The organism is Variovorax paradoxus, from assembly GCF_029919115.1.
Lineage (GTDB): Bacteria > Pseudomonadota > Gammaproteobacteria > Burkholderiales > Burkholderiaceae_C > Variovorax > Variovorax paradoxus_O.
The window spans coordinates 547,677-574,037 of record NZ_CP123990.1 but is presented as its reverse complement, the minus strand read 5'-3'; the positions used below and the strand labels follow the sequence as shown (position 1 = coordinate 574,037).

The 26,361-nt window shown below is 66.8% G+C and carries 27 protein-coding genes; 8 read left to right on the top strand and 19 right to left on the bottom strand.

Annotated features, from left to right (window positions below; translation table 11 throughout):
• Positions 1-30: 30 nt before the first annotated feature.
• From QHG62_RS02675 to QHG62_RS02630, 10 genes are all read right to left on the bottom strand, one after another.
• Positions 31-969 carry an AraC family transcriptional regulator gene (locus QHG62_RS02675; protein WP_185868029.1) on the bottom strand — a complete coding sequence of 313 codons (939 nt, stop codon included), beginning with the start codon at positions 967-969 and terminating at the stop codon, positions 31-33.
• Between the two features lie 13 nt (positions 970-982).
• Positions 983-1,951: a carbohydrate kinase family protein gene (locus QHG62_RS02670; protein ID WP_281149286.1), complete on the bottom strand. Its 969-nt coding sequence runs from the start codon at positions 1,949-1,951 to the stop codon at positions 983-985.
• A 26-nt stretch (positions 1,952-1,977) separates the two neighbouring features.
• On the bottom strand, positions 1,978-2,649 hold the full coding sequence (locus QHG62_RS02665) for a transaldolase family protein (RefSeq protein ID WP_281149285.1): 672 nt from the start codon (positions 2,647-2,649) through the stop codon (positions 1,978-1,980).
• A gap of 156 nt (positions 2,650-2,805) precedes the next feature.
• Positions 2,806-3,594, bottom strand: coding sequence for an L-iditol 2-dehydrogenase (locus QHG62_RS02660; RefSeq protein ID WP_281149284.1), 789 nt, complete (start codon positions 3,592-3,594; stop codon positions 2,806-2,808).
• The gene (gene dalD, locus QHG62_RS02655) at positions 3,591-4,988 is read right to left on the bottom strand and encodes a D-arabinitol 4-dehydrogenase (RefSeq protein ID WP_281151475.1); all 1,398 of its coding nucleotides are present in this window, start codon (positions 4,986-4,988) and stop codon (positions 3,591-3,593) included. Before dalD ends, QHG62_RS02660 begins: the two co-directional genes overlap by 4 nt.
• A gap of 85 nt (positions 4,989-5,073) precedes the next feature.
• Positions 5,074-6,111, bottom strand: coding sequence for an ABC transporter ATP-binding protein (locus QHG62_RS02650; RefSeq protein WP_281149283.1), 1,038 nt, complete (start codon positions 6,109-6,111; stop codon positions 5,074-5,076).
• 17 nt (positions 6,112-6,128) lie between these two features.
• A complete protein-coding gene (locus QHG62_RS02645) occupies positions 6,129-6,953 on the bottom strand; it encodes a carbohydrate ABC transporter permease (protein ID WP_258504338.1) in 825 nt (274 codons plus the stop codon).
• Positions 6,954-6,963: 10 nt separating this feature from the next.
• Positions 6,964-7,821, bottom strand: coding sequence for a carbohydrate ABC transporter permease (locus tag QHG62_RS02640; RefSeq protein WP_157612414.1), 858 nt, complete (start codon positions 7,819-7,821; stop codon positions 6,964-6,966).
• Between the two features lie 152 nt (positions 7,822-7,973).
• On the bottom strand, positions 7,974-9,284 hold the full coding sequence (locus QHG62_RS02635; protein ID WP_281149282.1) for an ABC transporter substrate-binding protein: 1,311 nt from the start codon (positions 9,282-9,284) through the stop codon (positions 7,974-7,976).
• 175 nt (positions 9,285-9,459) lie between these two features.
• On the bottom strand, positions 9,460-10,395 hold the full coding sequence (locus tag QHG62_RS02630) for a LysR family transcriptional regulator (protein WP_281149281.1): 936 nt from the start codon (positions 10,393-10,395) through the stop codon (positions 9,460-9,462).
• A 92-nt stretch (positions 10,396-10,487) separates the two neighbouring features.
• Between QHG62_RS02630 and QHG62_RS02625 the strand changes: the two genes are divergently transcribed.
• The gene (locus QHG62_RS02625; RefSeq protein ID WP_281149280.1) at positions 10,488-11,462 is read left to right on the top strand and encodes a Bug family tripartite tricarboxylate transporter substrate binding protein; all 975 of its coding nucleotides are present in this window, start codon (positions 10,488-10,490) and stop codon (positions 11,460-11,462) included.
• A 55-nt stretch (positions 11,463-11,517) separates the two neighbouring features.
• On the top strand, positions 11,518-12,579 hold the full coding sequence (locus QHG62_RS02620; RefSeq protein ID WP_281149279.1) for a 4-hydroxythreonine-4-phosphate dehydrogenase PdxA: 1,062 nt from the start codon (positions 11,518-11,520) through the stop codon (positions 12,577-12,579).
• A 201-nt stretch (positions 12,580-12,780) separates the two neighbouring features.
• Here the strand turns inward: QHG62_RS02620 and QHG62_RS02615 are convergent, their stop codons facing one another.
• The 7 genes from QHG62_RS02615 to gtdA all read right to left on the bottom strand — a co-directional run bounded on the left by QHG62_RS02615 (position 12,781) and on the right by gtdA (position 20,392).
• Positions 12,781-13,659 carry an acyl-CoA thioesterase gene (locus tag QHG62_RS02615; RefSeq protein WP_281149277.1) on the bottom strand — a complete coding sequence of 293 codons (879 nt, stop codon included), beginning with the start codon at positions 13,657-13,659 and terminating at the stop codon, positions 12,781-12,783.
• 110 nt (positions 13,660-13,769) lie between these two features.
• Entirely contained in the window at positions 13,770-15,131 is a 1,362-nt protein-coding gene (locus tag QHG62_RS02610) for an FAD-dependent oxidoreductase (RefSeq protein WP_281149276.1), read from the bottom strand.
• A complete protein-coding gene (locus QHG62_RS02605) occupies positions 15,131-16,108 on the bottom strand; it encodes a Bug family tripartite tricarboxylate transporter substrate binding protein (RefSeq protein ID WP_281149275.1) in 978 nt (325 codons plus the stop codon). Before QHG62_RS02605 ends, QHG62_RS02610 begins: the two co-directional genes overlap by 1 nt.
• 47 nt (positions 16,109-16,155) lie before the next feature.
• A complete protein-coding gene (locus tag QHG62_RS02600) occupies positions 16,156-17,145 on the bottom strand; it encodes a Bug family tripartite tricarboxylate transporter substrate binding protein (protein ID WP_281149273.1) in 990 nt (329 codons plus the stop codon).
• 73 nt (positions 17,146-17,218) lie between these two features.
• The gene (locus tag QHG62_RS02595) at positions 17,219-18,499 is read right to left on the bottom strand and encodes a 3-hydroxybenzoate 6-monooxygenase (RefSeq protein ID WP_281149272.1); all 1,281 of its coding nucleotides are present in this window, start codon (positions 18,497-18,499) and stop codon (positions 17,219-17,221) included.
• 28 nt (positions 18,500-18,527) lie between these two features.
• Positions 18,528-19,232: a fumarylacetoacetate hydrolase family protein gene (locus QHG62_RS02590; protein WP_281149271.1), complete on the bottom strand. Its 705-nt coding sequence runs from the start codon at positions 19,230-19,232 to the stop codon at positions 18,528-18,530.
• A 74-nt stretch (positions 19,233-19,306) separates the two neighbouring features.
• On the bottom strand, positions 19,307-20,392 hold the full coding sequence (gene gtdA / locus QHG62_RS02585) for a gentisate 1,2-dioxygenase (protein ID WP_281149270.1): 1,086 nt from the start codon (positions 20,390-20,392) through the stop codon (positions 19,307-19,309).
• 142 nt (positions 20,393-20,534) lie between these two features.
• Here gtdA and QHG62_RS02580 point away from each other — a divergent pair, with 142 nt between their 5' ends.
• From QHG62_RS02580 to QHG62_RS02560, 5 genes are all read left to right on the top strand, one after another.
• Positions 20,535-21,431, top strand: coding sequence for a LysR family transcriptional regulator (locus QHG62_RS02580; protein WP_281149268.1), 897 nt, complete (start codon positions 20,535-20,537; stop codon positions 21,429-21,431).
• A 95-nt stretch (positions 21,432-21,526) separates the two neighbouring features.
• Positions 21,527-21,973 carry an acyl-CoA thioesterase gene (locus QHG62_RS02575; protein WP_281149267.1) on the top strand — a complete coding sequence of 149 codons (447 nt, stop codon included), beginning with the start codon at positions 21,527-21,529 and terminating at the stop codon, positions 21,971-21,973.
• A gap of 101 nt (positions 21,974-22,074) precedes the next feature.
• Positions 22,075-22,584 (top strand): phasin family protein, encoded by a 510-nt coding sequence (locus QHG62_RS02570; RefSeq protein ID WP_281149266.1) that lies wholly within the window; start codon positions 22,075-22,077, stop codon positions 22,582-22,584.
• A 147-nt stretch (positions 22,585-22,731) separates the two neighbouring features.
• Positions 22,732-23,436 (top strand): TetR/AcrR family transcriptional regulator, encoded by a 705-nt coding sequence (locus tag QHG62_RS02565; RefSeq protein ID WP_258503565.1) that lies wholly within the window; start codon positions 22,732-22,734, stop codon positions 23,434-23,436.
• Positions 23,437-23,442: 6 nt separating this feature from the next.
• On the top strand, positions 23,443-24,285 hold the full coding sequence (locus QHG62_RS02560) for a hypothetical protein (protein WP_281151474.1): 843 nt from the start codon (positions 23,443-23,445) through the stop codon (positions 24,283-24,285).
• Positions 24,286-24,294: 9 nt separating this feature from the next.
• On the opposite strand, the gene QHG62_RS02555 is transcribed toward QHG62_RS02560, so the two are convergent.
• Positions 24,295-24,714 (bottom strand): hypothetical protein, encoded by a 420-nt coding sequence (locus tag QHG62_RS02555; protein ID WP_281149265.1) that lies wholly within the window; start codon positions 24,712-24,714, stop codon positions 24,295-24,297.
• 119 nt (positions 24,715-24,833) lie between these two features.
• On the opposite strand from QHG62_RS02555, the gene QHG62_RS02550 reads away from it, so the two are divergent.
• Positions 24,834-25,091, top strand: coding sequence for an acyl-CoA-binding protein (locus QHG62_RS02550; RefSeq protein ID WP_281149264.1), 258 nt, complete (start codon positions 24,834-24,836; stop codon positions 25,089-25,091).
• A gap of 10 nt (positions 25,092-25,101) precedes the next feature.
• Here QHG62_RS02550 and QHG62_RS02545 read toward each other — a convergent pair whose 3' ends face one another.
• On the bottom strand, positions 25,102-26,349 hold the full coding sequence (locus QHG62_RS02545) for a CaiB/BaiF CoA transferase family protein (protein WP_281149263.1): 1,248 nt from the start codon (positions 26,347-26,349) through the stop codon (positions 25,102-25,104).
• Positions 26,350-26,361: the final 12 nt, after the last annotated feature.

The following is a 26,361-nucleotide window of genomic DNA, read 5'->3' as shown; positions in this document are numbered from 1 at the left end:
GCGCCTTGAATGCCGGCTGTTGCCTTGAACTCAGCCGAACCGCGTGTCGGCCTGCCGCCTGAATTCGCTCGGCGTCATGCCTTTGATTTCGAGAAAGCGCCGGTTGAAATTGGCCACGTTGTTGAAGCCCACCTGGTAGCAGATGTCGGTCACGTAGTGGTCGGTCTGCATCAGCAGATGGCAGGCGCTGTTGATGCGCACGCGGTTGACGAAGTCGGTAAAGCTGTTGCCTGTGGAACGCCGGAAGAAGCGGCTGAAGCGGCTCTCGCTCATGCCGAGCTCGGCCGCCACGTCCGACATGGAAATGGGCTCCGCCAGGTTGGCGGTGATGCGGTTGACGATGTCGTTGATCTGGTCGACCTGCGCATCGCCCTCGATGCCTTGGGCACCCTGCATCTGAACGCTCGAGAGCAGCCGATAGTCGGTGCACTGCGCAAGATCGGCCATGAACTCGAAGAACAGCCCGAGCCGGCGCACGCCGCGCGCCGCCTTGATGTTGTCCCAATGCGTTTGCGCCTGCTGCGACATGCCGAAGAACTCGATGCCGTGGCGGGCCCGCTCGAGCAGTTGCATCACCTCGCGCAGTTCCGGAATTCCGGCCGCGGCGCTCTCGATGGGTTCGTGGCGGAACTGGATCACCCGGTCGCGCCCCTCGGCACCGCCTTCGGGCACATCGAGCGAGATCCAGTTGTGCGGCAGCCTCGGCCCGCAGAGCACCAGGTGCCCCGGTTGGAACGGCCCGATCCAGTCGCCGACGAAAGCCTTGCCGGATGTCTCCGTGATCAGGTGCAGCTCGTAGTCTTCATGAAAATGCCAGCGCACCAGCGGGCTCGGAAAGCCGTGCGCAAGACAGCGCACCAGGCCGGTTTCGGGGGCCTCGTAGCCCAGCGACGGGGAGCGCGCAATGTCGCGCTCAAGTTCGGGGTGGCGCTGACGGGGAATCGCGCGTTTGCGGGTGGACGTTGTCATGGCAGCACGAAGGTCAAGACCGGGACGCGGCAGGCACATTGTCCTGCTGCGCGAGCGCGGCCTCAACCGCTTGGAGCGTGGGTGGATCGGCGCCTTCGCGGGTGCAGTTCAGCGCAGCGGCCGTGGCGGCAAAGCGCATTACCTCGCGCCAGGCCTCGTCGCTCAGTTCGCCAAGCTGGGCCGGGTGCCCCACGCCGTGCGCAAGCAGCGACACGGAGAGGCCGGCCGTGAAAGTGTCACCCGCGCCGATGGTGTCGACCACCTCCACCCGAGGCGCCGCGACGGCCAGCGGTTCGCGCCCGGTGCGCCAGAGCGTGGCGCCGGCGCTGCCGCGCGTGACGATGATCGCATGCACACCGGCCTGCAGGCACTCCGCGGCCAGCGCATCCACCGGCCGGCCAGGGGCGAGCAGTTCGGCGTCCTCGTCGCTGAGCTTGACCATGTCAGCCATTGCAAGCCACTCCATGACGCGCGCGCGATACGCCGGCATGTCGGGAATCAGGCTCGGCCGCACATTGGGGTCGAACACGATCACGCGGCGTCCTGCGTTGGCCGTGACCAGTTCGGCGATGCGCGTGGCCGCCGGCTCCTGCAGCAGCGAGATCGAACCAAAGTGCAGAAAGCGGCAGTCCGCCGGCAGCTGCGGCAGCGGCTCAGGCGCCCAGGTCGCGTCGGCGCTGCCGCGGGTATAGAACGCATAGCGGTTGGTCTGCGGCGTACGCTCGACAAAAGCCACGGTCGACGGCGCACTGCTGCGCAGAATGAAGCTGGTGTCCACGCCGTTGTGCTCGAGAAAGCCCATCAGCCGCTCGCCGAAGAGGTCGGTCGACAACTGGGTGAGAAAGCCCGTCGGCTCGCCGAGGCGCGCGCAGGCGACCGCGGTGTTGAGCGGCGAGCCGCCCTCGTGCCCCAAGAACCCGAGGGTGCCTGCTTCGCTGGCGGTGAAATCGATCAGGGCTTCGCCCGTGAGTGCAATGCGCATGGTGGTTGGATTCTCTTCGTCTTCTCTCAGCCCAAGGCGCGCGCGTCGGCCAGGAAGCCGGTCTCGGCAGCCAGCGTGGCGGGATGATCGAGCAGTTCGGCAAAAAGGCGCGGCGGAATGGTGATGGCACCCACGCCGAGCCCCAGCAGCGAAAGATACGCCTCGCGCGAGCGGATGCTCGCCACCAGGAGCCGCGTGCCGGACGAGGGCCGCTGTGCCACCAAGGCCTGCATTTGCGCAATCAGCGCCAGCCCGTCGATACCGGCGTCTTCGAGCCGCCCCAGGTAAGGCGCCGCGTACGCCGCGCCCAGTTGCGCGGCAAAGTGCGCCTGTTCGGGCGCGTACACAGCCGTCCACGTCACCGGCACGTCTTGCGCGATGAGCCGTGCGCCGGCATCGAGGCCTTGGCGCGTGGCGGGAATCTTCACCACGAGTTGTCCTCGGTCGAAGTGCGCGAGCAGGTTTTCAGCGTCTTCGAGCATGCCGTCGACGTCGCTCGAATACACCTGTGCCTGTACTTGCCGCGCGCCCAGATCGATGCAGCGCTTCAGCAGACCCGGTACCTCGTCGCGGCCTACGCCTGCGCGTTGAAGCAGCGTCGGGTTGGTTGTTACACCGTGAACGACTGGGTGCGGCAGGCATGCCTTCAGCTCGGTCAAGTCGGCGCTGTCTAGGTACAGGTGGAAGTCTTGGTTCATGGGCTTGCTTGGTGCACAGAATACGGAGAGTTCGTGGCGTGTGCAAAGGCCACCGGGTACTCCCCTCCGCGAATGTCCCCCGGGCTTCGCGGAGAAAGGTACCCGTCGGCGGGTGCGCGCCCCGAACCCGGCACCTCACGCACAGCGAACTTCATCTCAGCTCATCACATTCCCGCCATCGACATTCAAGGTCTGCGCCGTGATGTAGCGCGCCTCGTCGCTGGCAAGAAATACCGCCGCGCCGGCAATGTCGCTCGGCATGCCCATGCGGCCGAGCGGCACCTCCAGGCCCACCCGCCGCTTCTTCTCGCCGAGTGGCAGCCCTTCGGCCTTGGCAAACAGGCTGTCTACATGGTCCCACATGGGCGTATCGACCACACCCGGCGCAATGCCGTTGACGCGAATGCCGTGCGGCGCCATGGCCAGCGCGGCGCTCTGGGTGTAGCTGATGACGGCGGCCTTCGTTGCGCAGTAGTGCGACACCAGCGCTTCGCCGCGACGCCCCGCTTGCGAGGCCATGTTGATGACCGATGCGCCCTGCGTGCCGGCTTCGACCATGTGGCGCAGCACCGCTTGCATGACGAAGAACATGCCTTTCACGTTGACCGCGAACAGCTTGTCGAAGGACGCCTCGTCGCTGTCGAGCAGCGGCGCAAGGTCGAACACCGCGGCATTGTTGAACAGGGTGTGAATGGGGCCGAAGGCGACCTGCGCCTCTGCAAGGAGGTGCGCGATTCCTTTCGTGTCGGTCACGTCGGCCGCGATGTAGGCGAGGCGGTCGGGATGCTTCTGCAACAGCGCCCGCACTGCTTCCGGCGCAGCAGCCATGCGGTCGACGACGCTGCAGCGCGCGCCCTCGGCAATGCATGCCTCGGCGACTGCAAGCCCGATGCCTCCGCCAGCACCGGTCAGCAGCACGTGGCGGTTCTTCAGCCGTTCGCTCATCTCGTTGCTCCTGCATTCATGAAACTTGCCACGCGTTCGCTCGCGCCACGCACGGCCTCTACCAGCCGCTCATCGCCTGCGGTGGCGCCCCAGAGTCCCGCGTCCGAGCAGAGTGCCAGCACCGGATCGACGGCATCGCAGATGGCGTGCGCCGCGGCTTCGTCCATGCCCTGATCTTGATAGGCGTATGGCAATGCCCCGCGATGCCAGCGTTGCAAGAAGGCAAGGAAGAGCGCGGGCAGCATCGCCACGCTGTCGATCGGCTGCCCGGCGGCACGCCGCTCGCGCACGGTGGGTGCAATGAAGCCCGGGATCTTCGAGAAGCCATCCGCCGCCACGCGCTGGTTGGTGTCGCGGATCGCGGGGTTGCCGAAGCGGTCGAGCACCACGTCGCGATACGCCGCAAGGTCGATCGGGCTCGGGCTCAGGCACGGAATCACGTCGTCGGTCACGTAGTCGAACGCCATCTTGCGCACGGCCGGGTGGTGCGTACCTTCATGGATGAAGCCCAACCCGATCAGCGTGCCGGCCCACGCAATGCAGCTGTGCGTGGCGTTGAGGATGCGGATCTTGGCCTCTTCGTACGGCTGCACCGAATCGACCAGCTCCACGCCCACGCGGCCCCAGTCGGGTCGCCCGGCCACGAAGTTGTCTTCGATCACCCACTGGATAAAGCTCTCGCCGGTGATCGCGGCGGCATCGTCGCGGCCCGTGGCGGCCTTCACGCGTGCACGCAGTTCGGGCGGCGGGCGCGGCGTGATGCGGTCGACCATCGCGTTCGGGCAGGCGGTGTTCGACTGCACCCAGGCGAGCAACTCGGAATCGCCCGCGCGCTCGATGAACTCGAGCAGCCCGGCACGGAAACGGTCGCCGTTGTGGCGCAGGTTGTCGCAGTTGAGCAGCGTGACCGGACCGGCCTGCGCAGCCTTGCGCGCGCGCAAGATCGCGCAGACGGCGCCGTAGATGGTCACGCCTTCGCCGCCTCCACTCCACGCCTGGCCGCGGCGGGCTCGCTCGATGTCTGCCGCAAGGTCGCCGAACGAGAGGTCCAGCTTGCCCTTCGTATCGAGGTAGTAGCCCGCCTCGGTCACCGTGAATGACACGATGCGCGTGGACGGTGCCGCGCCGCGCGCGACGACCCTAGCCAGCGAGGGCTCGTAAGGCAGAACCTCTCGAATGGCTTCGATTTGCTCGTAGCGGTACTCGCCGGCCGGTGAAACCGTCTCCAGCGTGTAGCGCCCGCCCTGCGCCTGCAGTGCGGCTACCACATCGGCCATGTCGGGCCGGATGTTGGCGCCCGAGAGCGACCAGCGGGTGTCGCCCGCATCGATCAACCGCTGGAGATAGACCGCCTGGTGGGCCCGGTGGAACGAGCCGAGCCCAAGGTGAAGCACCGTGAACTCCGAAAGAGCCGGTGGTGTTTGTGCAAGAGGCGCTGCTGCAAGGGTCACGGGAAATATCCGGATGAAAAATGAAGAATCAGGCGGAGACCGCGCGGCCTTCGCGATTGAAGAGATGCAGCACGCTGGGATCGAGCTCTACCGCCACATCGTCGCCCGCATGCAGCGGCGTGCGCTCGTTCTGGCGCGAGATGAGTGGCACGCCGCCCACGTCGACGTGGATCAGCGTGTCGGCGCCCAGTGCTTCGATCAGCTCCACACGCCCCGGCACGCCCGCAGCAGCGGCCTGCTTCGGATGCACGCGCAGGCCTTCAGGCCGCACGCCCAGGAAGCCGTCGCTCGGAAGGCGCCCGCCGGTGGCTGCCGAGAAACTCGGAATCGCACTCGCCGCCACCATGTTCATCGACGGCATGCCGATGAACTGGGCAACGAACTGATTGGCCGGCCGGTCATAGAGCTCGAGCGGCGTGCCCACCTGCTCGATGAGCCCGTCCTTGAGCACCACCACGCGGTCGGCCAGCGTCATGGCCTCGACCTGGTCGTGCGTCACGTAGATGGTGGTGGCACCGAGCGAACGGTGCAGCTTGTGGATTTCGACGCGGGTGTTGCCGCGCAGGGCCGCATCGAGGTTGGACAGCGGCTCGTCGAACAGGAACACCTTTGGCGCGCGCACGATGGCGCGGCCAATGGCCACCCGTTGGCGTTGCCCGCCGGACAAGTCCTTGGGCGTGCGGTCGAGGTACTGCGTGAGGTTGAGCGTCTTGGCCGCGTACTCGACCTTGGTCTTGATCTCGCTCTTTGAAACACCCGCCAGCTTGAGCGCGAACGACATGTTGTCGTACACGCTCATGTGCGGGTAGAGCGCGTAGCTCTGGAACACCATGGCCAGGTCGCGCTTGCCCGAAGGCGCCCAGGTGATGTCCTTGCCGTCGAGCAGCAGGTTGCCGCTGGTGATGGGCTCGAGCCCCGCAATGAGGCGCAGCAGCGTCGACTTGCCGCAGCCCGAAGGCCCGACGAAGACGATGAACTCGCCCTTCTGGATTTCAAGATCGACGCCCTTGATGATGTCGGCGTCGCCAAAGCTCTTCTTGATGTCTTTGAGTTGCAGGTAGGCCATGAGGTGTCTCCCTTTCTTTACTTGACGGCGCCGAAGGTCAGGCCTTGCACCAGTTGCTTCTGGCTGAACCAGCCGAACACGACTATGGGCGCAATGGCCATCAGCGAAGCGGCGGACAGCTTGGCCCAGAACAGACCCTCGGGGCTGGAGTAAGAGGCGATGAGCGTGGCCAGCGTGCCGGCCTTGGCCGAGCTGAGGTTGAGCGCCCAGAAGGCCTCGTTCCAGCTCAGCACCAGGCACAGGAGGCCGGTCGAGGCAAGGCCGCCCACCGACAGCGGCAGCACCACGTGGCGGAACTCGGTCCACAGGCTGGCGCCGTCCATGCGCGCGGCTTCGAGAATTTCGTTCGGAATGTCCTTGTAGGCGCTGTAGAGCATCCACACCATGATCGGCAGGTTCGACAGCGTGAACACGACTGTGAGCGCGGTGAGCGAGTCGAGCAGGCCCGCGGTTTGCGCAAGCACGTAGATCGGCACCAGCGCCCCCACGGCCGGCATCATCTTGGTGGAGAGCATCCACATCAGGATGTCGCGCGTCTTCTTCGTGCGGAAGAAGGCCATCGAGTACGCCGCAGGCGCCGCGATCAACAGGCCGATGATGGTCGAGCCCAGGCTGGTGATGAGCGAGTTGCGCGCGTACAGCAGGTAATCGCTGCGGCGCTGCACTTCGCCGAAGTTGTCGAGCGTGGGCTCGAAGATGAAAAGCGGCGGCACGTGAATGGCCTGCAGCTCCGTCTTGAAGGCCGTGAGAAACAGCCAGCCGAGCGGAAAGAACAGGAGCAGCGCCACGGCCCACGCACCCACGGTGCGCAGCAGTTGCGGAAGGAAGTTGCTGGGTTGCATGGTCGTTCCTTCAGTCGAGGTTCTTGCCGATGATCCGAATGAGGAACACGGCCACGATGTTGGCCAGCACCACGGCGAACAGCGCACCGGCCGATGCCACGCCCACGTCGAAGTTCATCAGCGACTGCTTGAAGATCAGGTAGGTCATGTTGGTGCTCTCGTTGCCCGGGCCGCCATTGGTGGTGATGGCGATCTCGGCGAACACGCTGAGCAGAAAGATCATCTCGATCATGATCACCACCGCCATCGGCCGGCCGAGGTGCGGAATGGTCAGGTAGAAGAAGCGCTGGAACGCGCTTGCGCCGTCCATGCGCGCGGCCTCCATCTGCTCGCGGTCGAGCGACTGCAGCGAGGTGATGAAGATCAGGCAGGCGAACGGCAGCCACTGCCAGGCCACCATGACGATCACCGAGAACAGCGGCACGTCGGTGAGCCAGTCGACCGGCTGCGCGCCGAAGAAGCGCCACACGTCGGCCAGGATGCCGTAGATGGGGTTCATCATCATGTGCTTCCACAGCAGCGCGTTGACCGCGGGCATGACGAAAAACGGAGAGATGAGCAGCACCCGCACGATGCCGCGGCCCGGGAAGGGCTCGTTCACCAAAAGTGCGAGCAGCACGCCGAGCACCACCGTGATGACGATCACGCTGCCGATCAGCATCAGCGTGTTCCACGTTGCGGGCCAGAAGTCGGGGTCGGTAACGAAGTAGTGAAAGTTCTCGATGCCCGCGAAGGTGCGTTCGCCGGGCTGCATGAGGTTGTAGTTCACGAACGAGAAGTACAACGTCATCACCAGCGGCACGATCATCCACAGGAGGAGCGTGAGCACGGCGGGCGCCATGAGGGCCCGGGGCAGGAGTCGTTTCATGAGGAGGTTCCTTCTCGTTGTCTCTGGCTCCTTCCCCGCTGGGGGAAGGCTGGGATGGGGGCTCCCGGATCGAGCGCCGCGGCGATTGGTACGCCGCGTGCCCCCACCCCTGCCCTCCCCCGGAAGGGGAGGGAGCAAGAATGAAAGCTGGCTTACTTGTAGTAGCCGGCTTTCTTCATCTCGCGCTCGGCCGCCGTCTGCGAAGTCTTCAGCGCCTGGTCCACCGTGACCTTGCCCGACAGCGCCGCGCTCATCTGCTGGCCTACCGCCACGCCAATGGCCTGGAACTCGGGAATGGCCGCGTACTGCACGCCCACGTATGGGGATTTGGGCAGGGTGCTGTCGCTGAGGTTTGCCGTATCGATGGCCTTCTTCTCGGCCGCTGCAAACTTGGCAACCTTCTGGAACTCGGGGTTCGCGTAAGTCGACTTGCGCGTGCCGGTGGGCACCGTGCCCCAGCCGTGCTCCTTGGCCACCAGGTTCACGTACTCCTTGGAGGTCGCCCATTTCACGAAGGTCTGCGCGGCGGCGCCCTTGGTCGAGCTTGCGGGAATGGCCAGGTTCCAGGTCCACAGCCAGTTGGCGCCCTTGGGCGTCACGGCCACCGGTGCCTGTGCGAAGGCCACCTTGTCGGCCACCTTCGACTGCTTGGGGTCGCTGATGAACGAGGCTGCAATGGTTGCGTCCACCCACATGCCGCACTTGCCTTCGTTGAAGAGCGCAAGGTTCTCGTTGAAGCTGTTGGCCGATGCGCCGGGCGGGCCATACGACTTCATCATGTCGACGTAGAAGTTGATCGCGTCCTTCCAGGGCTTGGTGTCGATCTGCGGCTTCCACTGCATGTCGAACCACTGGCCGCCGTTGGTGTTGACCAGCGTCGTCAAAAAGGCCATGTTGTCGCCCCAGCCCGGCTTGCCGCGCAGGCACATGCCGTACACGCCGGCCTTGGGGTCGTGGATCTTGCCGGCCAGCTCTTTCACCTGCGCCCAGGTAGGCTGCTCGGGCATCTGGAAGCCGACCTTGTCGGCCAGGTCCTTGCGGTACATGAGCATCGAGCTCTCGCCGTAGAACGGCGCAGCGTAGAGCTTGCCTTCGTACGACAGGCCGGCGCGAATGGCGGGCAGCAGGTCGTCGGCGTCATAGGCGGCGTCGGTGGCAATGGGCTGGAGCCAGCCCTTCTTCGACCAGATCGGTGCTTCGTACAGGCCGATGGTCATCACGTCGAACTGGCCGCCCTTGGTAGCGATGTCGGTCGTCACGCGCTGGCGCAGCGTGCCTTCCTCGAGCGTCACCCACTTGAGCTTGATGTCAGGATTGGCTTTTTCGAAGAAGGGCGTCAGCTTCTGCATCTCGATCATGTGGCCGTTGTTGACGGTGGCAATCACGAGTTCGGTGGCGGCTTGGGAGGCGAGCCCCGTGCCGGCGAGTGCGAGGACGAGGCCCGCTTTCAGAAAACGCTTCATGTTGTCTCCTAGAGGTGAGCGACGCCCTGTGTTCGGGTCGCCGTGGCGGGATTCTGGAGAAACGCGCTTGCGGGTTTGGTACTTCATCCGCCTGTCATGGTACTTTCATGCACCAATTGGCTAGGAGATTCCCTAGTTAACGCAATACAGCATGGAAAATCTCAATCCAAAGACTTCAGGCACCGCCCAAGAGCTGGCGCCGGAACTGCGCCGCGGCCGGTGACAGCGCGCGGTCCTGCCGGGTGATGAGGCAGATTGGCGGCACGCGCACCGGCAGCTCCACCGGCACGGTGCGCAGCACGCCCAGCCGCGCGTAGTGGCCGGCCTGCGAAGCCGGCATCACGGCCGCCATGTCGGAGTTCTCGAGCAAGGCGGTAATGGCAATGGGCGATGCCGTTTCGATGATGTCGAGGCGCGCCTGGATGCCCGCCTCCCGCATGGCCGCCTCGAAGCGCCCGCGCTGCGGCGAGCCGGGCGGCTGCAGCACCCATGACCAGTTCGCCATTTCGGCCAGCGTGACGGTGGGCCGCTCGAACACCGGGTGAGCGGCGCGCACCACGACCACCTGCGACTCGCCCAGCAGCGGCACGCTCGCGTACCTGGCCTCGTCGTGGCTGTCCGTGAGCCGGCCCAGCACCAGGTCAACGTCGCCCTGCTCCAGCTGCGCCTGCATCACATCGCTGGTCTCGACCACCACCGACACGGCCACCTGCGGATGACGGCGGTGGTACTCGACCAGCGCCGGCGCCAGTAGCTCGGGCACCGCGCCCGGCACGCTGCCCACGCGCAGCGAACCGCTGAGGCCCGAGCGCAGCGCGAGCATTTCCTCGCGGGCGCTGCCGAAGTCGCTGAGCACGCGGCGGGCGTAACGGATCAGGATTTCGCCGTAAGGCGTGGGCTCCATGCCGCGCGCGAGGCGCTCGAAGAGCTTTTCGCCCAGCGAATCTTCCAGTTGCTGCAGCAGCTTGGTGGCCGCCGGCTGGCTGATGTTCATGGCCTCGGCCGCACGGCCCAGATGGCGGTGGGCATCGAGCCGTGCCAACAGGAGCAGCTGGCGCGGCCGCACATGGAGCATCAGCGATGCGTCGGTCAGGCCTGAACCGGAAGTCATGCACAAAAGTATATGGAGCTTCGGGCTTTTTCGATTGGATTGGCGGCGCGAAGCTCCCTAAGCTGGCACCAAACAAGCAGGAGACACACCCGATGAAGTTTTCTTTTCTTGCCCGCACGGCCAGCGCGGCAACGCTGGCACTGGCAACCGCCATGGCCGGTGCGCAGCCCGCCTACCCCGACAAGCCGGTGCGCATCATGGTCGGCGCCTCGCCCGGCGGTGGCACCGACATCCTCGCGCGCGTGCTGGCCGACAAGTTCGCGCCGGTGCTCAAGCAGCCCGTGACGGTGGAGAACCGCCCCGGCGCCTCCAACACCATTGCCGGCGAACTCACGGCGCGCGCCGCGGCCGACGGCACCACCCTGCTGCTGGCCACCAACACCGCGCAGGCGGTGGCGCCGCACATCCTCAGGCTCAAGTACGACCCGCTGAAAGACCTGCAGCCGATCGGCCTGGTGGCCGTCATGCCCAACGTGCTGGTGGTTTCGGCCAGCTCGCCCTACAAGTCGGTGAAAGACCTGGTGGCGGCCATGACGGCCAAGCCGGGCGGCTTGAAGTACGCATCGTCCGGCATCGGCAGCACGCAGCACGTGGGCGGCGAGGCCTTCAACCTCGCAACGGGCATGAAGTCGATCCATGTGCCCTACAAGGGCAGCTCGCAGGCGCACATCGACATCATCGGCGGCGAGGTCGACATGATGTTCGACAGCACCTCTTCCGCCATGGGCCAGATCAAGGCCGGCAAGTTCCGCGCGCTGGCCGTGAGCGCTCCGCAACGTTCGCCCGAACTGCCCGACGTGCCCACGCTCGCCGAGCAGGGCATCAAGGGCGCCGACGTGTCCACCTGGTACGGGCTCTACGTGACGGCTGGCACGCCGCGGCCCGTGGTGGAGCGGCTCGGTACGGAGCTCACCCGCACGCTCAAGCTGCCCGATGTGCAGGGGCGCATCAAAGGTCTTGGCGGGGAGCCCGGCGTGATCACCGGCGAAGCTTTTGCGGCCATGAACAAGCAGGAGTTCGACCACTACGGGCAGCTCGTGCGCGACGCCAACATCAAGGCCGAATGAGGCTTTGGGCTTTTTCTTTCCGTCCTTCCCTTCCCTCCACTTCAATCCTGACGACATGTCCACCCCATCGAAGACCCCGAGCGTGATCTCCGCCAAGCCCCGCATCGTCGTGCTGCTCGGCGACCCGAGCGGCATCGGCCCCGAGATGGCTGTGAAGCTGCTCGCGCGCCAGCGCAACCTGGACGCCGCGCGTGTGCTGCTGATTGCCGACCCGATGGTGCTGGCTGCAGGCGAGCGCGTGGCGGGCGTGAAGCTCGACCCGCTTCAGATCGACCGGTTCGACGACCTGCGCTTCGAGGACGGCCGCCCCACGCTGCTGCTGCGCGACTGGATGGAGGGCCGGGAGCCGGTGCTCGGCGAATCGAACGAGGCCTCGGGCCGCGCATCCTTCGAGGCACTGGAACTCGCCACCGCGGCGGTGCGGCGCGGGCAGGCCGACGGCATTCTCTTTGCGCCGCTCAACAAGCACTCGCTTCGCCTGGGCGGCCTGGTGCATGAAGACGAGCTGCGCTACATGCAGGAGCGCTTTGCCGTGAAGGGCTTCGTCTGCGAGTTCAACCTGACGGGCTCGCTATGGACCTCGCGCGTAACGTCGCACATTCCGCTGAAGGATGTGGCAAGCCACATCACGATGGAGGGCGTGAGCGACGCGGTGAAGATCATTGCATCGGCCCTGCGCCGCGCGGGCGTGGCGCAACCTCGTATTGCAGTGACGGGGCTCAACCCCCACGCGGGGGACGGCGGCTCCATCGGCATGGAAGAAATCGAGATCATCGCGCCGGCCATCGAACAACTGCGCGCCGAGGGCTTCGACGCCCGCGGTCCGTTCTCTCCCGACACGGTGTTCATCGGTGCACGCCGGGGCGATGTGGATGCGGTGGTGTCGATGTATCACGACCAGGGGCAGATCGCGATGAAGCTTATGGGCTTCGAGCAAGGTGTGACGCTGCACGGTGGCTTGCCCGTGCCGGTGGCCACCTCTGCGAGCGGCAGCGCTTTCGACATTGCGGGCAAGGGCGTTGCGCAGATCGAAGGGCTGCAGCAGGCCTTCGACTTGTGCGTGCGGATGGCCAGTGGTGGGCCGGTGCGTGCGCCTTTGGAGGCGGCTACGGTTTGAGGGGGTGCTTGGCGGCGTTGTTGTCCGAGGCACCGCTGTTCAGGGCGCGTGCAAAGGCCACCGGGTACTCCCCTCCGCGAATGTCCCCCGGGGCTGCGCCCCTCCTCCTTTATTTAGGCCGCAGGCCGGGGGACATTCGCGGAGAAAGGTACCCCGTCGGCGGGTGCGCCGCCCTGAACAGCAGCACCATCAGACAGCGCCTCAGCGCTTGACCCGCAGCATCCCCTCTTGCGCCGTAGAAGCCACAAGCCGCCCATCGCGCGAGTACAGGCTGCCACGACACAAGCCGCGCGCCCCGCTCGCGCTCGGCGAGTCGAGCACGTAGAGTAGCCAGTCGTCCATGCGGAAATCGCGGTGGAACCACATCGCGTGGTCGAGACTCGCGGGGCGCACCTGGCCGCTCATGAAACTCAGGCCGTGCGGCAGCATGGCGGCGCGCAGCAGGCCATGGTCGGAGGCGTAGGCGAGCAACGCGCGGTGCACGACCGGATCGTTGGGCAACGGTGCAATCGCACGCATCCAGATGGCGCTTTCGGAGGGGCGCACTTCCGGCGTCAACAGGTCGTCGGCCTCCACGCGGCGGTATTCGATGCCGTGCGGCTCCAGGCCCTTGATGCGCCAGCGCTCGGGCAGCCGGTCGCCGAGCGCGATGCGCTGGTCGAGCTCGCTCACCAGGCCTTCGGGGCCTTGCACCGTTGGCATGGTGAACTGGTGTTCGACGCCGTCGTCCACCGTCTGGAAGGACGCCGACATCTCGAAGATGATGCGTTCCTGCTGGCGCGCCACCACATGCCGCGTGGTGAAGCTGCGGCCGTCGCGCACGCGGTCGACGCTGTATTCGATGGGCGCATGCTCGCCCGGCAGCAGGAAGTAGGCGTGCATGGAATGTACGGGCCGGTCGGCACCGACCGTGAGACTTGCGGCCGCGAGCGACTGGCCGAGCACCTGGCCGCCGAACACGGCGGGTGTGCCGATGTCTTCGCTCTGGGCCAGGAATTTGTCGCCCCCCAGCGGCTCGAGCTGCATGAGTGCGACGAGTTCGTCGACAAGGCGGGCGGCGGTGGCGGGGTCGGTGGTCATCGGAAGAAAAGGCTGCAGGCGTCAGCAAAAAGAATCAACCCGCAACCATAGCAAAGCCCGGGCCCGCGGGCTGTCGCGGGCCGGTCAGCACCACACCAGCCTTGCGGGGCTCAGCGGTCGAGATCGACGCCGTCTGCCGCCAGCTTCTCTTGCAGCGCCGGCACGTCGACGTCCGCAAACCGGGCGCCGCTGCCCAGCGAAGCCGCCGCCGTACCCGCGGCCTGCCCCATCACAAAGCAACCGCCGCTTGCACGCGCGGCCGACTGGCCCTCGTGCGTCATGGCGGCGCAGCGGCCGGCCACCAGCAGGTTATCGACAGTGCGCGGCACGAGCATGCGCCAGGGCAGCTGGTTGTAGGTGCGGTTTTCGTCGCGCGGAAAGGCCCATTCAATGCGGCCGTCGGCATGCATTTCCATCGGCCAGGCATTGATGCCGATGGCGTCGTCGAATGCGGCCGAAGAGAGAATGTCCTCGCCGGTGAGCGCATAGAGGCCTTCGATGCGGCGCGTTTCGCGGATGCCGACCTGCGGCGCAATTTCGACGATGGCCGACTTTGCGAAGCCCGGCACCTCGGCCTTCATGAACTTGAAGTATTCGGCAATCTGGCGTCGCCCTTCGAGCTCGCCCTCGGTGAGCTCGCGCGCATCCACTCCGTTCATCGCGCGGCCTGCGGCATTGCGGATCTGCGTGACGTTGGCGCGCCATTCGCGCGGATCGATGTTGGGCCGCAGGATCGCGCCTTCGCGCGGAAACTTGTACTTGCCGGGCTTCTGCTGCTGCACCGCGGCCATCAGGTCGTTGATGGCCTTGAACTCGCCGACGGCCGCAAGGGCCGGCTCGGCATCGACCTGGCCGACGCGGAACATCGTGGTCGGGAACAGCCCGCTGCCGTGGCCGTCGCCCACTTCGAAGGGCACGCCTGCAAAGGCGGCCACATCGGCGTCGCCGCTCGCGTCGATGAATGCATTGGCGCGGATGGCCTGCCGGCCCGACTTGGTTTCGACCACCAGCGCCGCGATGCGGTTGCCGTCGCGCACCACCGCGGCGGCCCATGCGTGAAACAGCAGGTTCACGCCGGCAGCTGCCAGCAACTGGTCGGCCGCGATCTTGTAGGCCGAGGTGTCGTAGGAGCGCACGCGGATGCGGCCCTGCATGCCGTCCTGCGGCTTGTTGAGGCCGCCCAGCGCGTCGATGCGCGCGAGGAGGTCGTCGACCACGCCGCGCACCAGCAGGGTCATTTCGCCGTTGCGCTTGCCGTACAGGCCGGCAAAGTTGGTCACACCGCCTGCGGTGCCCATGCCGCCCAGAAAGCCGTAGCGTTCCACCAGCAGCGTGTTGGCACCATGGCGCGCGGCGCTCACGGCGGCGGCAATGCCCGCGGGGCCGCCGCCGACCACCACCACGTCGTATTCCCCGAAGACCGGCAGTTCGCGCGCCGGTTCGGTGAGGGTGTTCTGCTTGGCTGCTGTCATCACTGGATCTTGATGCCGCGGGCCGAGATGATCTTGGTCATGATCGCTGCTTCTTCCTTCACACGCAGGCGCATGCCGTCCGGCGAGGTGCCGACCGCCTGCCAGCCCTGCTCGAAGAGCTTCTGGCGCACTTCGGGCTGCTTCATGATGGTTTCGACCTCGCGGCTGAGGCGGGCCTGCGCCGTCTTGGAAAGGTTGGCGGGGCCGAGCAGCGCCACCCACACTTCGAGCGAAAAGTCGCGCACGCCGGCGTCGGCCAGCGGTGGCAGCTCGGGCACCAGCGTGCTGCGGCCGCCCGTGAGGCCGATGGCCTTGAGCTTGCCGGCGCGCACCTGCGGCATGGCCACGCCCGGGGGGATGAGGGCCATCTGCACCTGGTCGCCCAGCATGGCGGTCACGACCTGCGGGTTGCCCTGGTAGGGCACGTGCTCGGCGTTGAAGCCGGGCACGCGGCTCTTGAGCAGTTCCATGCCCAGGTGGCCGACCGAGCCGACACCCACGGAGCCGTAGTTCCACTTGTCGCCGCCCTTGCGGGCCGCATCGAAGAAGGCGGTGCCCGAAGGCAGGCTGTTCTGCGCCACCAGCACCAGCGGCGCCGTGGCAATCAGCGACAGGTAGGTGAAGTCTTTGGCCGGGTCGTAGGGCAGCCGCGGATACAGCATCTTCGACGAGGTGAGATTGCCGTTGATGACGATGCCCAGCGTGTGGTCGTCATTGGCCTTGGCCACGATGTCTGCCGCGATGTTGCCCGAGGCGCCGGGCTTGTTGTCCACCACCACGGGCTGGCCGAGCGCCTTGGCCAGCGGTTCGGCAATGGTGCGGGCGGCAATGTCGGGCGTGGAGCCGCCCGGAAAACCCACGAGCAGGCGAATCGGCTTGGTCGGCCAGGCATTGTTCTGTGCATTGGCCGCCAGCGGCAGCGCGGCGGCGGCAGCCAGGCCGCAGGCGATCAGGAGGGCTCTCTTGGTTGCTTGCATGAAAGGTTCAGGAAAAGAAGAACTGTGAAAAAACGTAATGATGACAGCTACTCAAGGCTGATGTTGCCCCTGCGGACCAGTTCGCCGTAAACCTTGGACTTGGCCTCGGCATTGCGCTCGATTTCTTCCGGCGACCAGGCCAGTCGCTCGAAGGCAAAGGTGTCGAAGCGGGCGCGGATCTCGGGGTCTGCAATCACCTTGGCCACGTCGGCATTGATTTTGGCCTTGACTGCCGCCGGCACGCCCTTGGGCGCGAGCAGCGAGACGAATGAGTTCACCTCGAGCGACGCCGGCCCGCCCGCCTCGGCCATGGTGGGCACGTCGGGCATCTGGGGAATGCGCTTGGGCGCCGCCACGGCGATGTAGCGCAGCTTGCCGGCCTTGTAGATGCCTTGGCTCGACGGAATGCTTGCAAAGGCCCACGGCACTTCGCCGGTGCCGACGTTCGAATACAGCTGCGACACCTCGCGGTACGGCGCATGCCGCATGCGGATGCCCGTGAGCGCCTCGAGTTGCTGCGCGCCCAGGTGGCCCGGGCTGCCCACGCCCCACGATCCATAGACCATCGCCTCGGGGTTGGTCTTGGCTTCGGCGATCAGGTCGGCCATGTTCTTCAGCTTCGATTCGCTCGAAACCGCCACGAAAAACGGCGTGCGAAACAGCGAGGCCACGGGGTCGAAATGCTGCAGCGTGACGAAGTTGCGCGACTTGTACAGGTGCGGCAGCGCGGCGACGTGCTCGCTGTCGAGCTGCAGCAGCGTGTAGCCGTCGGGCGCGGCGCGCCGCGCCTGGTCGATGGCGATGAAGCCGCCGCCGCCCGGCCTGTTGTCGACCACCACGCGCTGGTTCCACAGACGCGAGAGCTTGTCGGAGATGAGGCGCAGCACCGCATCGGGCCCGCTGCCGGCGGCAAAGGGCGTGACCAGCGTCACCGGCTTACTCGGATAGTCGCTCGCCTGCGCCAGTGCGTTGGTGCCGAGGACGGCGGTGGCCGCGGCAAGCACGCCTGCCAGCAATGCGCGTGAAGAAAAGTTCATGGTTGGTTGTCTCCTGGGCCTGTGGCCTCGAATAGTGATGACGCGGAAAAAATCGGTTGGTCGTCGGTGTCGGTCAGTGCGGCGAAAGCATGGCCGCGGCGCCGGCGCCAGCCACCGCCACCGGTCGCAGCCGCTCCGGCGCGTCGTCCAGGCAGTGCTCGGGCCGCCAGGCGTAGAGCCATTCGACCGCATCGTAGAAGCGTTCGGGCGTGCGGCCTACCCACAGGCTGTTGCGCACCAGCCGCTCCACACCCTTGGCGTGGTACAGGCGCCCCATCTCGCGCACCGAGAGCACCACGCGCGCGGTGCGCGGAATGCGCGCGGCCTCGTAGAGCTTGAAGGCGGCGGGCATGTCGAAATTGCAGGCCTGCACCGCGGCGCCAAGCGTGACCGCGTCTTCGATCGCCATGCAGGCGCCCTGCGCAAGGTACTGCATCATCGGGTGCGCGGCATCGCCGAGCAGGGTGGCCGGGCCCTCGCTCCAGCGCTCCACGGGGTCGCGGTCGGCCGTGCTCCAGCGGCGCCACGAGGTCGGCCGGTCGAGCAGCTGGCGCGGGCGCGCATGCACGCCTTCGAAATACGACAGCACCTCTTCCTTGCTTCCGTCCGAAACGCCCCACTCTTCCTGCTCGCGGCTGTGAAAGGTGACGACCAGGTTGTATTGCTCGCCATGGCGCAGCGGATAGTGCACCAGGTGGCAATTGGGCCCGGCCCAGACCACGGGTGCGTTCCAGCGCAGGTCGGCCGGCATGTCGGCCACCGGCACCACCGCGCGGTACACCACATGGCCCGAAACGCGCGGCTCGTCGCCCACGAGTTGGGCACGCACCACGGACTTGACACCGTCGCAGCCTACGACGGCGTCGGCCGTGAAGCGCCGGCCGTCGCGCGTGACGGCGACGACGCCCTGCGTGTTGCCGCCGCCGATGTCGATCGACTCGACCTGCGCCGACGTGTGAAAGCGGATGAGCGGATGCTGCTTCACCGCCTCGTGGATGGCGCCGTGCAGGTCGGCGCGGTGGCTCACCGCATACGGATTTTTGAAGCGCGCGCGGAAGGCCTCGCCCACGGGCACCGAGGCGACCTCGCCGCAATCGACGGCATCCATCATCACCAGCCGGTCGGTGAACACCGAGTTGCGGCGCACCGCTTCGCCCACGCCCAGTGCATCGAGCGCCGCAAAAGCATTGGGGCCGAGCTGCAGGCCGGCGCCGATTTCGCCGATGGTGGCGCTCTGCTCGAGCAGGTCGATGGAAACACCGAGCCGCGCCAGCGCCAGCGCGGCCGCCATGCCGCCGATGCCGCCGCCGACGAGCAGCACGCGGGGCGGGTTCTTCGTGGGAGATGTGCTCATTGCGAGGCCTCTTCTGCGCGGCGTTCCGTCAATCGATGCGCACGGTGAGCGAGGGGAGCTTGTCGATGCTCACCTTGAGGGTCTGGCCCGGCTTGACCGCGCCCACGCCTTCGGGCGTGCCCGTGAAGATCAGGTCGCCGGGCTGCAGCGCGAAGAGCGTCGACAGATTGGCGATCACCTCGTTCACCGACCAGATCAGGTGCGTGATGTCGCTGTTCTGCCGCACCTGGCCGTCGACCTCGAGCGTGATGGCGCCGGCATTGATCTCGCCCACGTTGGCCATCGTGCGCAGCGGCGCAATGGGCGCAGAGAAGTCGAAGGCCTTGCCGATTTCCCACGGCCGGCCGGCTTCGCGCATCTTCATCTGCAGGTCGCGGCGGGTCATGTCCAGGCCCACGGCGTAGCTGTGGATGTGGCTGGCCGCCTGTTCCACCGCAATGTTCTTGCCGCCCTTGCCGATGGCCACGACGAGCTCGGCTTCGTAGTGGTAGTTGCTGGTGAGCGGCGGATACGGAATGGCGCCGGTTTCGCCTTCGGCCACAGGCACCACCGAAGCGTCGTCGTTGGGCTTGCAGAAGAAGAACGGCGGCTCACGGTCGGGGTCGAAGCCCATCTCGCGCGCATGCGCCGCGTAGTTGCGGCCCACGCAGTAGACGCGGCGCACCGGAAACAGATCGCTCGAACCCACGATGGGCAGGCCGACGATGGAAGGAGGCGTGAAGGCGAAGGACATGAGGGCTCCTGCCGCGCGGGGCGGCACGTGGTCAAGACAAGAAAAGAAGAAAAGGAGAGAAGTGAGGCCGGCTTTCAGGCGTCTTCGAGAAAGGCTTCGCGCAGCACGCCCATGGCCTGCTGCACGGGACGGTCGGAGAAGCTGAAGAGCACCACGTCTTCGCCGGCGGCCGAGAGGCGCAGCGGTGCCCACGAAGGCACGACGAAGGTGTCGCGCGGGCCGAACTCGAAGAGCTGGCCCGCAATGTCGGCAACACCGCGGCCTTCGACCACGCTGTAGACGGCGCCGTCGGTGGCGCGGTGCGTCTTGCCGGCAAAGCCCTTGGGCAGCAGTTGCAGGTGGGTGCCGATGGTGGGCATCGGCGCACCGCCGGTCAGCGGGTTGACGTAGCGCAGCTTGTGGCCGAGCCAGGCATCGGGCGCCTCCTGCTTCTGCAGCAGGGCCAGCGCCTCGCGGCTGCGGACATAGGGGTAGTTGAAGATCGGCGAGGTGGGCGAGACGTGGTCGTGGCGCACCGGCACCATGTTGTGGCCGAAGCGCGCGAGGCTGTTGCCCTCGGGGCGGGCCACGTGCTGCACCTTGGCGTCGTCGTTCTCGGCAAAGCCGGCGTCGAAGAAGCGCAGCATCGGAATGTCCAGCCCGTCGAGCCACACCACCGGCTCCACCGTGCCGCCGACGCCCTCGTTGCCGTGGTCGTGCCAGGCCCACGAGGGCGTGATGATGAAGTCGCCCGGGTACATGGTGGTGCGCTCGCCGCCCACCGTGGTGTAGGCGCCCTTGCCGTCGACGATGAAGCGCAGCGCCGACTGCACATGGCGGTGCGAAGGCGCCACCTCGCCCGGCATGATGAGCTGCAGGCCGGCGTAGATCGACTGCGTGATCGACGAGTTGCCGGGCAGCGCGGGGTTTTCGAGCACGAGCACGCGGCGCACCGCTTCCTCGGCCGTGATGAGGTCGGCCGACTCCATCAGCAGCGGGCGGATCTCGTCGTAGCGCCACAGCGCCGGCACGCAAGGCGTGGTGGGCTCGCGCGGCACCAGGGCGTGCAGCGACTCCCACAGCGGCGTGAGGTTCAGCGGGCGGATGCGGTCGTAGTAGTCGCGGCGCTCCGCGGCATTGGCGGGGGCCGGGGCGGCTGGTTTCTGGGCTGGTGGATTCATGGCGGTTGGGCCGTTCGCGTGGCCTTTGTCTCCGAGAGCGGCTATCTTCCGCCGGTACTACTATTGGCGCAATGCAGCCGGGGCAATAGCTGCGATCCTGTTTTTCGATAGTGGCCTCATTTGGCCGCCGAGGAGATGCTTCATGGCCCAGCTCGATCTCGAATGGCTGCTGGTTTTCGACGAGGTCTACAAGACGGCGAACGTGTCGAGCGCGGCCGGGCGGCTGGGCATTTCCCAGTCGGCGGCCAGCACGGCGCTGGCCCGGCTGCGAACGCATTTCGGCGACAAGCTGTTCGTGCGCACCTCGCGCGGCATGGAGCCCACGCCCTATGCGCGGCAGATCCAGCCGCTGGTGCTGGACATCCTCGACCGCCTGAACCGGGCCAAGGGCGGCCGCGCCAGCTTCGACCCGGCCACCGCGGCGCGCAGCTTTCGCATCTGCATGACCGACATCAGCGAGGTGGTGCTGCTGCCGGGCCTGCTCGATCACCTGCGGCATGCGGCACCGGGGGTGCGCATCGAAACCGAGATCATCTCGACCGACAGCGGCCGGCGGCTGGAGGACGGCGCGGTCGACCTGGCGGTGGGTTTCATGCCGCAGCTCGACGCGGGCTTCTACCAGCAGACGCTCTTCATGCAGAACTTCGTCTGCCTGGCAGCGCGCAACCATCCGCGCATCGGCGAGCGGCTCACGCGCAAGCGCTTCGAGACCGAGGCGCATGCGGTGGTGGCTTCCTCGGGCACCGGCCACGCCATTGTCGACAAGACCATCGCGCGGCTGGGCCTCAGGCGCGATGTGGTGACCAGCCTTTCGAGCTTCCTGAGCGTGGCGCGCATCGTGGCGCACACCGAACTCATCGTGATCGTGCCCAGCATCCTCGGAAAGGTGCTGGCCACGCAGGAGCCGGTGAAGCTGCTGGAGCCGCCCTTCGAGCTGCCCGCCTACGCGGTGAAGCAGCACTGGCACGAGCGGTTCCATGCGGACGCGGGCAACGCATGGCTCCGGCGCACGCTCGCGGAGCTGTTCGGCGGCGGCTGAGCGTGCGCGCCGCGCCGACCGGCGGCGCGCATTGGCAGCGCCGCGCGCTCGCATAATCGGGGCTCCGACCAACACAGCCCACAAAAAGGCGGCGCATGTCCTCCATTACCCTTCGATTTCTGGCCGAGCCCAGCACCGTCAACTTCGGCGGCAAGGTTCATGGCGGCACCGTCATGAAGTGGATCGACGAAGCCGGCTACGCCTGTGCCACCAGCTGGGCCAAGCGCTACTGCGTGACGGCGTTCATCGGCAGCATCCGCTTTCACCACCCGATCATGATCGGCGACCTGGTCGAGGTGGAAGCCCGCCTGGCCTATACCGGCACCACCAGCATGAACATCTCGGTGGAGGTGCGCAGCGGCGACATGAAGGGCGGCACCATGGACAAGACCACCGAGTGCCTGATCGTCTTCGTCTCGGTCGACTCGCACGGCCGGCCGCTGCCGGTGCAGCCCTATGTGCCCGGCACCCCGGGTGAAATGGCGCTGGCCGAGCGAGCCAAGGCCCACCTGGACGCCAGCCGGGCTGCAGGCAAGGCCTGACCGCTGGCCCCGGCCGGGGCCGCGCTGATAGGCATGAAGCTCTAATGAGAGAGGCAGCTTGCGGCTAGAGTAGCCCGATTGTTTTCACAGGAACATTCCGCATGGCTACCCAGGACGACGAAACCGGCAACAACAAGGGCTCCGACCGCATCAAGGATTCCGCCCAGCAGATCTGGCTGGCGGGGCTCGGCGCCTTTGCCAAGATGCAGCAGGAAGGCAGCAAGGCTTTCGAGGCGCTGGTGAAAGACGGTGCCGGCATGCAGAAGAAAACCCAGGCCGCCGCCGAGGAAACGCTTGCTCAGGCGCAGACGCGCATGGCCGGCTTTGCGAGCGAATTCGGCACCAAGGCCGCGGGGCAGTGGGGCAAGCTCGAAAACATCTTTGAAGAGCGCGTGGCGCGCGCCCTCGAAAAGCTCGGCTTGCCTTCGGCCGCCGATTACGCTGCGCTGCAAGCCCGCGTGGCGGCACTCGAAGCCGAACTGCAACGCGGCGGGAACAAGCCGGCACCCGCCGCTGCCCCCGCACGGGCGAGCCGCAAGACGGCCGGCCGCAGTGCGGCGCCCGCAGCCGCCACAAAGAAGACCGTGCGGCGCAGCACCAAGGCCGGCTAGGCAAGCCAACTCCGGCCACAAGGGGTAGCCACCCCTTCCGTTTGCGGCACTGCACAAACGCACGCTGCCGCAAAACATTGCCCTGCCCGTTCAAGGTGCGGGGCACATACGCTAGAGTGTCCCCACAAGACAAAAACGGGGACTGACATGGCCAAGAAGGCGCCACGCCGCACAGCGCAACGCATCCTCGAAGCCGCACTGGAGCTGTTCAACCGCTTCGGGGAGCCGAACGTCTCCACCACGCTGGTGGCGGGCGAGCTCAACATCAGTCCCGGCAATCTCTACTACCACTACCCCGCCAAGGAAGAGCTGATCAACAAGCTCTACGAAAGCTACGAGGCCGAGCTCAACGAGCTCCTGCATGCCAGCGAAGGCGTGCACGATGTGGAAGACGCATGGTTCTTCATGCACAGCCTGTTCGAGCTGATCTGGCGCTACCGCTTCCTGTACCGCGACCTGAACGACCTGCTCAGCAAGAACCGGCATCTCGAAACGCAATTCCAGCTGGTGCTGAAAAACAAGGCGCGCGCCATCCGCGTGCTCATCGCGGGGCTGAGCCGGGCCGGGCACCTCGACATCGACGCCCACGAGGTCGACACGCTGGCGCAGAGCATGGTGGTGGTGCTGACCTACTGGCTGAGCTACGAATACGTGCGCAACCCGCGCGAGGCGCTCGAACCCGCGCATGCGCAGGGTGCGCTGATGCGTGGCGGGCAGCACACGCTGCACCTGCTCGCACCCTACCTCGGACGCGACCAGCGGAGGCATTTGCTGACACTCAGCAACGCCTACAGCGGCGAAGATCCGGCAAGCGACGCGCCGTCGGTTGCCCCCATCGATCTGGCGGCCTAGATGACCATGCCCCATCAAGACTTCAAACCGCTCTCGCTGATGTCCGCCGGCCCCGTTGCCGCGGCGGCACCCGCGGAACCCTGGACGCCGCTGCCGTATGCGGACGTGCCGCGCTACGACGCGCGGACCGCGCTTTTGCAGTGGCCGCGCCTGCATGCCGGCCACCCCTTGCCGCCACCGGAGAGCGAGCATCCGCTGGCGGACGGCTGGGCGCTGTACCACAGCGGGGAGTTCGAGCGTGCCGCCGCGCTCGGCTTGCTGCACGGACCCGAGGGGCTGGTGCTGGCCAACCAGGCCACCGCCATCTACGCCAACTATCTCGAGCCCCGCGAATCGGTGCGGCTTTCGATGTTCCGCCAGGTCATCGAACGCGCCGGTGCGCAGGCCACGGCAGAACCCGACAACTGCCAGGCGCTCTACTGGCAGGCCTACGCCCTGGGCCGCTACAGCCAGGGCATCAGCGTGGCGCGCGCGCTGGCGCAAGGCCTTGGCAGCAAGCTCAAGGGCGCGCTCGAACGGGTGATAGAGCTGCAGCCGGACCATGCCGACGCGCACATCGCACTGGCCGCCTTCCATGCCGAGGTGATCGACAAGGTGGGCGCGCTGGTCGGGCGCATGACCTACGGCGTGCGGGCCGACGTTTCGGTCGAGCTGTTCGAGCGCGGCCTCGCGCTGAACCCCCATTCGGCCAGCGCGCTGATGGAATACGGCCGCGCGCTGCTCATGCTGCACGGCGACGCGCGCATGGGCGAGGCCACGCAGCTGTACGAAAAGGCTGCGGCGCTGGAGCCGGTGGACGCAAAGGAACGGCTGGACGTGGAGCTGGCGCGGGCCGGGTTGTCGGACTGAAACGTGTTGTCAGAGCGCCCTGAAAGTGGCGTACAGGAGCGCAACTGCAGCAACGATGGAAGCCCCGGCTCCGACCATGTTGCCGATGTAAACCCACCGTGCTGGACCCGAGCCGCCGGCCTCCAGCCCGCGCTGACCTGTGATCGCAGCCAATGGCGTGGAAAGGCAAAACCCGTAAGCAGAGACGATCAGCGCAACCGCAATGATCCACTGCACAGGCACGGAAACAACCAACGCAGGAAGCAACGCCGCAACGGCAAGCATCAACACCGCGCCGATCGGCAGGCTCAGATGCGCCACACGCCACGAGTTGACGATATGCGCGGCATCCCCGCGCTTGATGGCTCGGGCATAGGGCGCGCCAAGGAGCAGGCCGAAAAGCAGAACGATGGCGCCGTGAAAGGCAAGATGTCGAGACGATGGATCCATGGGGCGCGGCCGGTAGAAAGGGGCCGGGTATCGTACCTACATCGGATCGGCGGCCCGCCTTCCTGGCGACGACTCCCGGTCATCGGCCATAAGATCGAGCCTTTATTGCCCTCGCCCCCATGTCCGACCTCAACGCCCAATTCGAAGCCGCCCAGGCCAACTCCAAGCTGCTGGCCGAGCGCCCCGACAACCCGACGCTGCTCAAGATCTACGGCCTTTTCAAGCAGGCCACCGAAGGCGACAACACCGCCAAGAAGCCGAGCTTCAGCGACATCGTGGCCCGCGCCAAGTGGGATGCGTGGACCGCGCAAAAGGGCTTGAGCGCCGATGAGGCCAAGCAGAAGTACATCGATCTGATCGAGTCGCTGCGCGGCTGACCTCCACCCTTCAGCCGACGATGCCGCGTTCGTGGAGCGCGGCGATCTGCTCTGCGGTAAGCCCGATCTCCTTCAGCACGGCATCGGTGTCCGCGCCGAGCGCAGGCGCGTTGTGCCGGTGGCCGGCCGGCGTGAGCGAGAGCTTGGGCACGAAGCCCGGCACGGCGAGCGTGCTGCCGTCCGCCATGCGCACCTGCTGCAGCATGCCGCGCGCGGCGTAGTGCGGGTCGGCCGCAATGTCGGCAACGGTGTAGATGCGGCCCGCAGGCACGTGCGCCGCATCGAGGGCGGCAAGCACCTCGTCCACCGTGCGCTGCGCGGCCCAGTCGCCGATGGCGGCATCGAGCATTTCCACCTGCGCCACCCTGCCGGCGTTGCCGGCCAGCGCCGGATCGGCGGCAAGGTCGGGCCGGCCGATGCATTCCATCAGCCGGCGGAAGATGCCGTCGCCGTTGCCCGCCACGATGGCATAGCCGCCGTCGGCGCAGCGGTAGGCGTTGGTGGGCGCAATGCCGGGCAGCGCGCTGCCGGCCGCCTCGCGCACCGCACCGAACGCGCTGTATTCGGGCAGCAGGCTTTCCATGCAGTTGAAGACGGCCTCATACAGCGCCACGTCCACCACTTGCCCCCTGCCTTTGGGATATTCGGCGCTCACCGTGGCGTGGCGGTGCTGCATGGCCATGAGCACGCCGATCACGCCGTGCAATGAAGCCAGCGTGTCGCCGATTGAAACGCCCACCCGCACCGGCACGCGCCCCGGTTCGCCCGTGAGGTGGCGCAGCCCGCCCATGGCCTCGGCCACCACGCCGAAACCGGGGCGGTCGCGGTAGGGGCCGGTCTGGCCGTAGCCGCTGATGCGCAGCATCACGAGCGCAGGGTTCGCGGCCAGGAGCTCGTCGGGCCCCAGGCCCCAGCCTTCCATTGCGCCGGGGCGGAAGTTCTCGATCAGCACGTCGGCCTCGGCGGCCAGCTGCCGCACGATGGCCTGTGCCTCGGCCTGGCGCAAGTCGAGCGCGAGCGAGCGCTTGTTGCGCGACTGCACCTGCCACCAGACCGAGGTGCCGTCTTTCAACAGCCGCCACGTGCGCAGCGGATCGCCCGCGCCGGGTGGTTCGATCTTGATGACCTCGGCCCCGAAGTCGGCCAATGTGCGTGCCGCGAAAGGCCCGGCGATGAGTTGCCCGAGTTCGACGACCTTGAGGCCGGCCAGGGGACCGGCAACTGCTGACTCGGCGGGCGAAGAAGACGTGTGGGTCATGAAGCCCGAGTG